The sequence below is a fragment of the Streptomyces sp. MK7 genome (assembly GCF_032658145.1).
GTDB classification, from domain to species: domain Bacteria; phylum Actinomycetota; class Actinomycetes; order Streptomycetales; family Streptomycetaceae; genus Streptomyces; species Streptomyces spiralis.
Genome location: NZ_JAVACL010000089.1, coordinates 1 through 11,556, shown reverse-complemented (window position 1 = coordinate 11,556; position 11,556 = coordinate 1). Strand labels below are relative to the sequence as shown.

Below are 11,556 nucleotides of genomic sequence, written 5' to 3'. Positions count from 1 at the left end.
CGTCTCGGGCGGAGGTGACCCCGGCACCCCGGACACCACGGCTCCGAGCGCGCCCACCGGTCTGACGGTCTCCGGCACCACGGACACCTCGGTGTCGCTGAAGTGGACGGCCGCCACGGACAACATCGGCGTCACCGGCTACGACGTCTACCGGGCGGGCACGAAGGTGGGCAGCACCACCTCGACCACCTTCACCGACACCGGCCTGACCGCCTCCACCGCCTACACCTACACGGTCAAGGCCAAGGACGCCGCGGGGAACGTGTCGGCGGCCTCCGCCGCGGTCACCGCCACCACCCAGGCGGGCGGGGGCACCGGCCCCGGGACAGGGGCGTTCGAGGTGCAGTACAAGAACAACGACACCGCCCCGGGCGACAACCAGATCAAGCCGGGCCTGCAGCTCGTCAACACCGGTACCGACCCGCTGGACCTGTCCAAGGTGACCCTGCGCTACTACTTCACCGGCGAGAGCGGCTCGAGCACCTACAACACCTCCGTCGACTACGCCGCCCTGGGCTCCTCCAACGTCAAGCTCAAGGTCGTCGCGATGTCCACCCCGAAGGCCGGTGCCGACCACTACCTGGAGATCGGCTTCACCACCGGCGCCGGAACCCTCGCCGCCGGCGGGTCCACCGGCGACATCCAGACCCGCTTCAACAAGAGCGACTGGTCCAACTTCGACGAGAGCGACGACTACAGCCGCGCCACCAACACCGCCTACGCCGACACCACCAAGGTGACCGCGTACGTGAACGGCACGCTCGCCGTCGGCACCGAACCCTGACAGGCCCCCAGGTGCGGGAGCGGGACCCTCGATGACCCCCACCCGGGGCATCCCACGAAGCAGCCCGGCCGCCCCTCTCCCGTCTCGCCCCGCTCCGGGCAGCGGCCGGGCCCCGGAGCACGGCGCCATCACCAGGGTGGCGCCGTGCTCCGGACCCCCCTCGCCTCCCCACCGGACGGCACGTCCGAAGGCCCCTTCCCTCCCAGGAGATGTCATGTCCACCCCCATGTCGCGCAGGCGGTTCGCTGCCGCGATCGGCGGCGCCGTTCTCGGGGCGGCCGTCACGCCCACGCTCGCCCGAGCGGCCACCCCGGCCACGACGGCCAAGGCGTCCGCGGCCGTCGCCGACGACCCGTACACCACGGCGTTCCTGACCCAGTACAAGAAGATCAAGGACCCGGCGAACGGCTACTTCTCGCCCGAGGGCATCCCGTTCCACTGCGTGGAGACACTGATCGTCGAGGCTCCGGACCACGGCCACCAGACCACATCTGAGGCGTTCAGCTTCTGGTTCTGGCTGGAGGCCACCTACGGCCGGGTGACCGCCGACTGGACGCCGTTCAACAACGCGTGGGCCACGGCCGAGAAGTACATCATCCCCACCCACGACGACCAGCCGAGCAACGGCTCGTACAACCCCAGCTCTCCGGCCACGTACGCCCCGGAGTGGCCCGAGGTCGACAAGTACCCCTCCGCGCTGGACGGCACGGTGGCGGTCGGCCAGGACCCGCTCGCGAGCGAGCTGAACTCGGCCTACGGCACACCGGACATCTACGGGATGCACTGGCTGCTGGACGTGGACAACGTCTACGGCTACGGCAACACCCCGGGCACCGGCGGGGAGAACGGCCCCACGGCCACCGGCCCGTCCTACATCAACAGCTACCAGCGCGGCGCACAGGAATCGGTGTGGGAGACCGTTCCGCAGCCGACCACCGACCTGTTCAAGTACGGCGGAGCGAACGGCTACCTCGACCTGTTCGTCAAGGACAGCAGCTACGCCAAGCAGTGGAAGTACACCAACGCCCCGGACGCCGACGCCAGGGCGGTGCAGGCTGCGTACTGGGCGTTCCGGTGGGCCTCGGCCCAGGGCAACGCGTCCGCGGTCTCGGCGTCGGTGGCCAAGGCCGCCAAGATGGGCGACTACCTGCGGTACTCACTGTTCGACAAATACTTCAAGAAGGTCGGCGACTGCACCGACCCGCACTCCTGCTCGGCCGCCGGCGGGCGGGACTCCGCGCACTACCTGCTGTCGTGGTACTACGCCTGGGGCGGTGCGGAACCGGGCGGCGGCTGGGCCTGGCGGATCGGGGACAGCGCCGCGCAGCAGGGCTACCAGAACCCGCTCGCCGCCTGGGCCCTGTCCAGCGTGCCCAGCCTGACCCCGAAGTCACCGACCGCCCAGAGCGACTGGTCCAAGAGTCTGCAGCGACAGCTGGAGTTCTTCCAGTGGCTGCAGTCCGTGGAGGGCGCCATCGCGGGCGGCGCGACCAACAGCTGGGACGGGCAGTACGGCACTCCGCCGGCCGGTGACACGACGTTCTACGGCATGGCCTACGACTGGCAGCCGGTCTTCCACGACCCGCCCAGCAACAACTGGTTCGGCTTCCAGTGCTGGTCGATGGAGCGGTTCGCGGAGTACTACTACGTGTCCGGGAACGCCACCGCCAAGGGCATCCTGGACAAGTGGGTGAAGTGGGCCGTGTCCCAGACCACGGTCACCGCCACCGACTTCAAGATCCCGTCCAACCTGAACTGGACCGGGCAGCCGGTCACCTGGCTGAGCGGCTCGGCGGGCGGCAACACCGACCTGCACGTGACGGTCGTGGACTACAGCAACGACGTCGGGGTGGCCGCCGCTCTCGTCAAGACGCTGACGTACTATGCGGCGAAGTCCGGCGACACCGCCTCCGCCGACCTCGCCAAGAAGCTCCTGGACGTGATGGCGGACTTCGCCGACGACAAGGGCATCTCGACGCCGGAGACCCGCAAGGACTACAGCCGGTTCGCCGACCCGGTGTACGTGCCGTCCGGCTGGTCGGGCAAGATGCCCAACGGCGACCCCATCGACTCCAAGTCCACGTTCCTCTCGATCCGTTCGTGGTACAAGGACGACCCGGACTGGCCGAAGGTCCAGGCCTGTCTGAACGGCGGGGCCGCGCCCACCTTCACCTACCACCGCTTCTGGGCCCAGGCGGACATCGCCATGGCCTACGCCGTCTACGCCGAACTCGTCGTCGGCGGCGGCACCGGCACCGGCGACACCACCCCGCCGACCGCCCCGAAGAACGTGACGGTGTCGGCGACCACGGCCACGGGCGTGTCCCTGACCTGGACGGCGTCCACCGACGACGTGGGCGTGGCCGGCTACGACGTCTTCCGGGACGGAACCCTGGCCGGCAGCTCGGCCACCACGTCCTTCACCGACTCCGGGCTCACGGCGTCGACGAAGTACACGTACACGGTCAAGGCCAAGGACGCCGCGGGCAACGTCTCCCCGGCCTCCACCGCGGTCACCGCCACCACCCAGGCCGGCGGCGGCACCGGCACCGGGGCGTTCAAGGTGCAGTACAAGAACAACGACACCGCCCCCGGTGACAACCAGATCAAGCCCGGCCTCCAGGTCGTCAACACCGGCACCGCCCCGCTGGACCTGTCGACGGTGACCCTGCGCTACTACTTCACCGGCGAGAGCGGCTCGAGCACCTACAACACCTCCGTCGACTACGCCGCCCTGGGCTCCTCCAACGTCAAGCTCAAGATCGTGGCGATGTCCACCCCGAAGGCGGGCGCCGACCACTACCTGGAGATCGGCTTCACCACCGGCGCCGGAACCCTCGCCGCCGGCAGGTCCACCGGCGACATCCAGACCCGCTTCAACAAGAGCGACTGGTCCAACTTCGACGAGAGCGACGACTACAGCCGCGCCACCAACACCGCCTACGCGGACAGCACCAAGGTGACGGGCTACGTGGGCGGCGCCCTCGCGTGGGGCACCGAACCGTAGGCCCCCTCGCACCTCCGGTGGCGGGAGGAGAAGGCCCGTCCCATGTCCCTCCCGCCACCGGGTTCCAAGCACGCCGCCGTCACACGCGTGTGACGGCTGCCGCAGTCACGCCTCCGGCGCACCCCCGCCCACGCTCGGAAGGAAACCGCCATGCCTTTTCCCCTGCCTCCGCCACGATCACGGTCCTCCGCGTCCGCCGCTGAGAAGCCGGTCCGCTCCCTGCGCGGCAAGCGGCTCGTGTGCACGCTGGCCGCGCTCGTGACCGCCGCCTCCGGACTGCTCGCCGCCGGGACGGCCTCGCCCGCTCTCGCAGCGGGCACGAGCGCCCTGGACCAGCTGGCGGAGGCCCAGGGCCGCTACTTCGGTTCGGCCACCGACAATCCGGAACTCTCCGACGCGCCGTACACCGCCGTCCTGGGCAGCGAGTTCGGCGTGATCACGCCCGGCAACTCGATGAAGTGGGACACCACCGAGCCGCAGCAGGGCCAGTTCAACTTCAGCGGCGGCGACAAGATCGTCGACTTCGCCCAGGCGCACAGCCAACGCGTACGCGGTCACACCCTGGTCTGGCACAGTCAGCTGCCCGGCTGGGTGAGCAGCCTGCCGGCCGGCCAGGTCCAGGCGGCCATGGAGAACCACATCACCAAGGAAGTCAGCCACTACAAGGGCGAGATCTACGCCTGGGACGTGGTCAACGAGCCCTTCAACGACGACGGCACCTTCCGGGCCGACCCGTTCTACAACGCCATGGGAGAGAAGTACATCGCGGACGCGCTGCGCACCGCACACGCGGCCGACCCGGACGCCAAGCTGTACATCAACGACTACAACACCGACGGCACCGGCGCCAAGGCCGACGCCATGTACCGGCTGGCCGGCGACCTGAAGAGCCAGGGCGTGCCGCTGGACGGCATCGGCTTCCAGGGACACCTGGCCATCCAGTACGGCTTCCCCACGAACATGCGCCAGAACCTGCAGCGCTTCGCCGACCTCGGGCTCGATGTCGCCATCACCGAGTTGGACGTGCGCATGCAACTGCCGTCGGACGCCACCAAGCTCGCGACCCAGGCCGACTACTACCGCCAGGTCACCGAGGCCTGCCTCGGCGTCTCCCGCTGTGTCGGCATCACGGTGTGGGACTTCGACGACAAGTACTCGTGGGTTCCCAGCACCTTCCAGGGTCAGGGAGCCGCCTGCCTCTACGACGAGAACCTGCAGCCCAAGCCCGCGTACGCCGCCGTCCGCGACGCCCTCGCGCCCGGCGTGTCCGACACGACGCCCCCGTCGGCGCCGGCGGGCCTCGCGGTCTCCGGCACCACGGACACCTCGGCGTCGCTGAAGTGGTCGGCGTCGACGGACGACGTGGGGGTCACCGGCTACGACATCTACCGGGACGGGACGAAGGCGGGCAGCAGCACCTCGACGTCCTTCACCGACACCGGGCTCACGCCGTCCACCACGTACACGTACACCGTCAAGGCGAAGGACGCGGCGGGGAACGTGTCGTCGGCGTCGGCGGCCGTCACCGCCACCACCCAGGCCGGCGGCGGCACCGGCACCGGGGCGTTCAAGGTGCAGTACAAGAACAACGACACCGCCCCCGGTGACAACCAGATCAAGCCCGGCCTCCAGGTCGTCAACACCGGCACCGACCCGCTGGACCTGTCGACGGTGACCCTGCGCTACTACTTCACCGGCGACGGCGGCCCGGACACCTACAGCGCATGGTGCGACTACGCCCAGATCGGCTGCGCGAACGTCACCCGGAAGGTCGTGGCGATGTCCACCCCGAAGGCGGGCGCCGACCACTACCTGGAGATCGGCTTCACCACCGGCGCCGGAACCCTCGCCGCCGGCAGGTCCACCGGCGACATCCAGACCCGCTTCAACAAGAGCGACTGGTCCAACTTCGCCGAGAGCGACGACTACAGCCGCGCCACCAACACCGCCTACGCCGACACCACCAAGGTGACCGCGTACGTGAACGGCACGCTCGCCGTCGGCACCGAACCCTGACGGCTCACCGGCCGGCGGCGTCAGGTGATGCGGGCGCCGCCGGCGGCCTCGGTGACGAGGAGATCGGCCAACTGCCGTGCCACGGCGGTGGGACGGGTCACATGGACCAGCTCCGTGCGGTGGACGAGGCGGGGCTCCTCGACCGGGACCGCGGTGAGACCGGGCAGCGTGGCGGCCAGGGACAGCGGAAGGGCGGTGAGCCCGAGCCCGGCCGCCGCGAGGGCGGCGAGGCCGTACAGGTCGGTGCCGCGATGGCTGATCCGGGGACGGAATCCGTCCGTACGGCACAGGGCGCGCAGCCGGTCGAGGGGGACGGCCGTGTCGGCGGCGTCGATCCACTGGGCCTGCGTCAGATCGGTGAGCCGCACCGCGCGGCGCTCCGCCAGGGGATGGCCGTGGGGGAAGAGGACGGCCAGCGGCTGCTCGGCCGCCACGAGGACGGTCGCGGGGCCGACGTCCGGCAGGGGCAGCGGGTCGCTCGGGGCGGCGACGCCGTCGACGAGACCGAGGCCGGCACGGCCGGTGAGGACGTCCTCGATCACCGGCTCCCGGCCCAGGACCCGTACCTCCAGGAACAAGGAGGGGGCGGCGGCGCGCAGCCGGGTGAGGGCCTGCGCGACGGCGGGCGTGAGGGCAGCGGGCGAGCAGGCCAGGGCCAGCCGCTCGGGCCGGGTCTGCCGCAGGCGGGCGAGGTCGGCTCGGGCGGCGTCCAGCCGCAGCAGCAGGGCGGGCGCGTGCTCCATCAGCCGCTCCCCGGCCGGTGTGGGGGCGACGGGCCGGCGTTCGACGAGCCGGGTGCCGAGGTCCGCTTCGAGCGCGGTGATGTGCTGGGAGACGGCCGACTGGGTGTAGCCGAGGGCCGCGGCGGCGCGGGAGAAGGACCGGTGGTCGAGGACCGCGACGAAGGTGCGCAGCAGATGCGGATCCATGCGGATCAGTATCGCTTATGCGAGATGCGCGAATCATCGTTGGACGCGATGGCCGGTCACCGGCAGGATCGTCGTCATGGATCACACCGCGCGCCTTGCCCTGGTCGGTGACCGCTCCGACGCCGTTCGCTCGCACACCCGTGTCCCCGGCCTGCTTCAGGCACTGCGGGTGCGGGACGGACTGGACCTCGACGCCTACTGGATCGCCACCGAGGACGCCGGCCGGGGCGTGGACGGCTTCGACGCGGTCTGGGTGCTGCCGGGCAGCCCCTACCGCAGTGAGGCCGGGGTCCTGTCCGCGATCCGCGCGGCACGCGAGGGAGACATCCCCTTCCTGGGCACCTGCGCGGGCTTCCAGCACGTCCTGCTGGAGTTCGCGCGCAACGTCTGCGGACTGGACCGTGCCGCCCACGCCGAGAACGATCCGGCGGCCGCCGAGGAGGACAGCGTGATCGTTCCGCTGGCCTGCTCGCTGGTCGGCCATGAGGGCATCGTCCGGGTCTCCCCCGGCTCCCGGGCCGCCGGCCTGATCGGAGCCGACCGCACGCAGGCGCGCTACCACTGCGGCTACGCGCCCAACCCGCGGCATCTGGACGTCCTGCGTGCCCACGGCCTGGCGTTCACCGGCACCGACGAGTCCGGTGAGGTCCGTATCGCGGAACTGCCCTCCCATCCCTTCTTCCTGGCCACCCTCTTCCAGCCCGAACTGGACGGCGACGGCACCCGGGCGCACCCGCTGATCACCGGCCTGGCCGAGGCCGCCGTCGCCCACGCCCGCCCCCGCACCCATGCCCGCGCCCGATGAGCCGCACAGCGGTTAGCGCAGGCGGGACAGGGAAGCCGGGAAGCGGATGCGGACGACCGCGGCGGCCTCGCCGGCGCGGCGGGGCCTGGCAGGCGCGGTCGGGAGGTGAGCAGGCATGACCGGCGCGAAGAAGGACACCGGCAAGGGCCGGCGGACGGCAGGCGACACGGACCAGAAGGACATCGTCGGCGCGCTGCTGAAGCGGTACGGACGCGAGAGCCTCTCGGAGGAGGCCGAGATCCATCTGAAGGAGTCCCCCCATGCCCTGTTCCAGATGTTCCAGCTCGCTGCGCTCAGCGATGCCCGGGTGACCCCGGAGACGGCCGTGCGCACCTTCGTCGGAATGCGTGACCGCAAGTGGTCGACGGCGGGACACGTGCTCCGGGCGGGAGCCGACCGGATCGCCGGGGCGCTCAGGGACGCCGGATACCCGGAGGGCGACGTCAGGCGGATCAGCACGGCCATGACGGACGCTGCGCTGCACCTCCAGGAGGACCACGGGGGCGACCTCGGGGAGCTGCGGGAGGACGCCGGGCGCGACCCGGAGCGCGAGCGCGAGCTGCTGCGGCACTTCGCCAACGTGGACGACGACGTCGTCGACGCCTTCTGCCGCGAGGCGCAGCTGCTGTGGAGCGAGCTGTGCCCGTTCGTGGACAAGAAGGTGCTCGACGCCGCGGACCGGCTGCACCTCGACCAGGACGCGATGTCCCTGCGCGCGCTCGTGGACGACGACCGTGAGTTCGTCCGGCTGGTCGACGCCCTGGTCCGGGTCAGGCACGACGAGGACGGCTACCACCAGGTACGGGAGCTGGCCCGCGTACGGTGATGAGCCACGCGCGGTGTGCGAGGTCCCGATCCCGCCGCTCGTGGGAGCCCGCCGCCGTCATGGCCGGCCGGATCGCTCGTTTGAAGGGGCCCGGAGCGGATCACCCGGCCCGGCGTGCGCGACTACGTCGAGACTCCCGCCCTGCGGATCGCCTACGAGGCCGATGGCCCGCAGGACGGCCGGGCGCTGGTGGCGGTGCACGGCTGGCCGGACGACATCCACGGCTGGGACGGCGTGCTGCCGCGTCTGCACCAGGCGGGTCACCGGGTGTACCGGCCGTACCTGCGCGGCTTCGGGGACACCCGGTTCCAGGAGGCCGGCCGGCTCCGCAGCGGGCAGATCGGCGCGCTCGGCCAGGATCTCCACGACTTCGTCGAGGCCCTGGACCTGCACGACGTGGTGATCGCCGGGCACGACTGGGGGGCTCGCGCCGGGTACGTCGTCGGCGTCCTCTTCCCGGAGCGGATCCGTGCTCTCGTCGCCCTCTCGGCGGGACACGCGACCGACCGGCCCGACAGCGGCGTGCCTTACCCGCTGGCCCACGCCTACTGGTCCGAGTGGTACGTCCCACCGCCCGCGGCCGCCGGACGGTCGAGCGCGACCGGCGCGGCTTCTCCCGTTACCTGTGGCGCTCCTGGTCACCCGGATGGGACTTCACCGAAGGCTTCGATCAGGCGGCCACCGCGTGGGACAACACCGACTGGGCGGAGATCAGCGTCCATGCCTGTCCGCACCGCTGGGGCGAGGCGCCCGGCGACCCCGCCTACCAGGCCATCGAGGACCGGCTCGCCGATCCGGCCCCCGTCCGCGTCCCGTGCCTGGTGCTGCACGGCGAGCGCGACGGCGACAACCTCCCTCGTACCACCGGGGGCAAGGACGACCTGTTCACCGGTCACTACGAACGGGTCCTGATGCCGGGCGTCGGGCACTTCCCGCCCCGGGAGGCCCCGCAGGCCACGGCGGAGGCGATCCTGCGTCTGGTGAACGGGTGAGGACGCGAGGCAGGAAGGGCGGACATGGCACGCATGGAGACACGAGATCTGGTCGTCGTCACCGGCGGCAGCCGCGGCATCGGCGCCGCCGTGTGCCGCGGGCTCGCCGCGCGGGGTCACGCGGTCGCGGTGAACTACGCCGGCAACGCGGAGGCCGCGGCCGCGGTCGTGGACGCCGTCGTCGCCGACGGCGGACGGGCCCGGGCCATCGCCGCCGACATCGCCGACGAGCGGCAGGTCGCGGCGCTGTTCGAGCAGGCGGAGGCCGAACTGGGCGCACTGGCAGGGCTGGTCAACAACGCGGGGATCCTCGGCGAGGCCCGCCCTCTGGACGAGCAGGAAGCGCGCGCCCTGGAGCGGCTGCTCGCGGTGAACGTCCTCGGACCACTGCTGTGCTGCCGCGCGGCGGTCCGCCGGCTCTCCACCCGGCACGGCGGCCAGGGCGGAGCCATCGTCAACATCAGCTCGGTCGCCGCCAGGACGGGCGGGATCTACGGCACGGTCGCCTACGCGGCGACGAAGGGTGCCGTGGAGAGCCTCACCCGGGGTCTGGCCAACGAGGTCGCGCGGGAGGGCGTCCGGGTCAACGCCGTGGCACCCGGTCTGATCGCCACCGACATGGCCCCGGCGGACGTGGACCGCCTCGCCGAGAGCGGGGTGCCGATGGGCCGCGTCGGACGGCCCGAGGAGATCGCCGAGGCGGTCGGCTGGCTGATGTCACCGGCCGCCGGCTACGTGACCGGTACCACGATGACGGTCTCCGGCGGCCGGTAGCCGTGCGGCCCGGTCCCACCGGCCGCCGGCCGACCGGGGACCGGGCCGCCGGCCAACGCCGCGCGCAGGGACCCGCGCTCAAGAACGCGGTCCCCGCGCTCGGCCGGTCGGGCACGCGGTATCCGGCCTGGTCCATGGCGATCGGCGCGTTGTGCGGGCTGGCCTCGGCGGTCCTGCTGGACCTGGCGGGCACCTCTCCCGACGCACGCTGATCCTGGTCGGTTCGGGTGGCCGGGGCCGGTGGCGCGGCGGGGCCGGCTCAGTGGGCGGGCGCCGTGCCGAGCCTGTCGTGGACCCAGGTGTGGAAGGCGCCGATGTGGTGCTCGCTGGGGACGAGGACGCCGCCCTTGGCGTAGGCGCGGGAGCCCATCCCCGGCTGGGTGCGCTCGCAGGCGTCGAAGTCCTGGCGGTTGACCCGGTCGAAGAGCTCCACGGACCGGCCGACGTCCTTACCGCTCTCGACGACGTGCGGGAGGTAGAGCCAGTCGCACTCCACGATCGTGCGGTCGACGGCCACCGGGAACATCCGGTGGAAGATCACGTGGTCGGGGACGAGGTTGATGAACACCTGCGGCTTGACCGTGATCGCGTAGTAGCGGCGGTCCTGCTCCTCGGCGACCGTCGGGATGCGGTCCAGGCCCTCGGAGCCGTCGACGGTGAAGCCCTTGATCTCCTCGCCGAACTCGGCGCCGTGGCCGACGTAGTACTGGGCGGCGTAGCCGTCGGCGAACTCCGGGAGCACCTCGGTGAGTTCCGGGTGGATGGTGGCGCAGTGGTAGCACTCCATGAAGTTTTCGATGATCAGCTTCCAGTTGGCCCTGACGTCGTAGGTGATCCGGCGGCCCACCCGGAGGTCGTCGACGCCGTAGCTCTCCATCACCCGCGCGTCGCCCAGACGCTCCACCACGGCGCCGACCACGTCGTCCTCGAAGGACGGCGGGGTGTCGGCGAGGCACACCCACACGTAGCCGAGCCACTCGCGGACGTGCACGCCGACCAGGCCATAGGCGACCCGGTCGATGTCCGGCATCGACGTCAGGTTGGGCGCGGCGACCAGCTTGCCGTCCAGTCCGTAGGTCCAGGCGTGGTACGGGCACTGGAAGGCGCGCTTGACCTCGCCGGACTCCTCTGTGCACAGCCTGGCCCCGCGGTGCCGGCAGATGTTGAGGAACGCCTTGACCGAGCCGTCCCGGGCACGGGAGACGAGCACGCTCTCCCGTCCGACCTGGCAGGTGCGGAACTGTCCGGGCCTGGCGAGTTCGGAGGCACGGGCCACGCAGAACCACATGGTCTCGAAGATGCGCTCCTGCTCGAGGGCGAAGATCCCGGGGTCGGTGTAGTGCTCGCCGGGCAGCGTGGAGATCAGGCTGGAGGGCAGGTTGGTGATGGTCATCGTGTCACCTTCGAAAGAGGTCAGCCGCGA

10 protein-coding genes and 1 pseudogene are annotated in these 11,556 nt (G+C 71.3%); 9 read left to right on the top strand and 2 right to left on the bottom strand.

What is annotated here, in order from left to right:
• The 3 genes from R2S09_RS39220 to R2S09_RS39210 form a co-directional block, all read left to right on the top strand.
• The coding region (locus R2S09_RS39220; protein ID WP_316746023.1) for a cellulose binding domain-containing protein at positions 1–784 on the top strand (784 nt) is incomplete at its 5' end.
• A 214-nt stretch (positions 785–998) separates the two neighbouring features.
• Positions 999–3,791, top strand: coding sequence for a glycoside hydrolase family 48 protein (locus tag R2S09_RS39215; RefSeq protein ID WP_316746021.1), 2,793 nt, complete (start codon positions 999–1,001; stop codon positions 3,789–3,791).
• 150 nt (positions 3,792–3,941) lie between these two features.
• Complete coding sequence (locus tag R2S09_RS39210; RefSeq protein ID WP_316746019.1) at positions 3,942–5,807, top strand: endo-1,4-beta-xylanase; 1,866 nt, start codon at positions 3,942–3,944, stop codon at positions 5,805–5,807.
• A gap of 20 nt (positions 5,808–5,827) precedes the next feature.
• Here R2S09_RS39210 and R2S09_RS39205 read toward each other — a convergent pair whose 3' ends face one another.
• Entirely contained in the window at positions 5,828–6,736 is a 909-nt protein-coding gene (locus R2S09_RS39205) for a LysR family transcriptional regulator (protein WP_316746017.1), read from the bottom strand.
• 76 nt (positions 6,737–6,812) lie between these two features.
• Here R2S09_RS39205 and R2S09_RS39200 point away from each other — a divergent pair, with 76 nt between their 5' ends.
• From R2S09_RS39200 to R2S09_RS39175, 6 genes and pseudogenes are all read left to right on the top strand, one after another.
• Positions 6,813–7,541 carry a glutamine amidotransferase-related protein gene (locus R2S09_RS39200; protein WP_316746015.1) on the top strand — a complete coding sequence of 243 codons (729 nt, stop codon included), beginning with the start codon at positions 6,813–6,815 and terminating at the stop codon, positions 7,539–7,541.
• Positions 7,542–7,656: 115 nt separating this feature from the next.
• Positions 7,657–8,367 (top strand): hypothetical protein, encoded by a 711-nt coding sequence (locus R2S09_RS39195; protein ID WP_306193017.1) that lies wholly within the window; start codon positions 7,657–7,659, stop codon positions 8,365–8,367.
• A 114-nt stretch (positions 8,368–8,481) separates the two neighbouring features.
• A pseudogene (locus tag R2S09_RS40865) lies at positions 8,482–8,811 on the top strand (alpha/beta fold hydrolase); the annotation flags it as partial.
• Positions 8,812–8,924: 113 nt separating this feature from the next.
• Positions 8,925–9,359 (top strand): alpha/beta hydrolase, encoded by a 435-nt coding sequence (locus R2S09_RS39185; RefSeq protein ID WP_316746011.1) that lies wholly within the window; start codon positions 8,925–8,927, stop codon positions 9,357–9,359.
• A gap of 24 nt (positions 9,360–9,383) precedes the next feature.
• A complete protein-coding gene (locus R2S09_RS39180; protein WP_372337859.1) occupies positions 9,384–10,133 on the top strand; it encodes an SDR family oxidoreductase in 750 nt (249 codons plus the stop codon).
• Positions 10,134–10,135: 2 nt separating this feature from the next.
• On the top strand, positions 10,136–10,345 hold the full coding sequence (locus tag R2S09_RS39175) for a hypothetical protein (RefSeq protein WP_316746009.1): 210 nt from the start codon (positions 10,136–10,138) through the stop codon (positions 10,343–10,345).
• 47 nt (positions 10,346–10,392) lie between these two features.
• On the opposite strand, the gene R2S09_RS39170 is transcribed toward R2S09_RS39175, so the two are convergent.
• Positions 10,393–11,526, bottom strand: coding sequence for an aromatic ring-hydroxylating dioxygenase subunit alpha (locus tag R2S09_RS39170; protein WP_316746008.1), 1,134 nt, complete (start codon positions 11,524–11,526; stop codon positions 10,393–10,395).
• Positions 11,527–11,556 lie beyond the last annotated feature (30 nt).

Excerpts from the sequence above, each read along its gene's own strand:
- R2S09_RS39180 (WP_372337859.1), top strand. The coding sequence starts at position 9,384 with ATGGCACGCATGGAGACACGAGATCTGGTCGTCGTCACCGGCGGCAGC.
- R2S09_RS39170 (WP_316746008.1), bottom strand. The coding sequence starts at position 11,526 with ATGACCATCACCAACCTGCCCTCCAGCCTGATCTCCACGCTGCCCGGC.
- R2S09_RS39205 (WP_316746017.1), bottom strand. The coding sequence starts at position 6,736 with ATGGATCCGCATCTGCTGCGCACCTTCGTCGCGGTCCTCGACCACCGG.
- R2S09_RS39200 (WP_316746015.1), top strand. The coding sequence starts at position 6,813 with ATGGATCACACCGCGCGCCTTGCCCTGGTCGGTGACCGCTCCGACGCC.
- R2S09_RS39195 (WP_306193017.1), top strand. The coding sequence starts at position 7,657 with ATGACCGGCGCGAAGAAGGACACCGGCAAGGGCCGGCGGACGGCAGGC.
- R2S09_RS39210 (WP_316746019.1), top strand. The coding sequence starts at position 3,942 with ATGCCTTTTCCCCTGCCTCCGCCACGATCACGGTCCTCCGCGTCCGCC.
- R2S09_RS39215 (WP_316746021.1), top strand. The coding sequence starts at position 999 with ATGTCCACCCCCATGTCGCGCAGGCGGTTCGCTGCCGCGATCGGCGGC.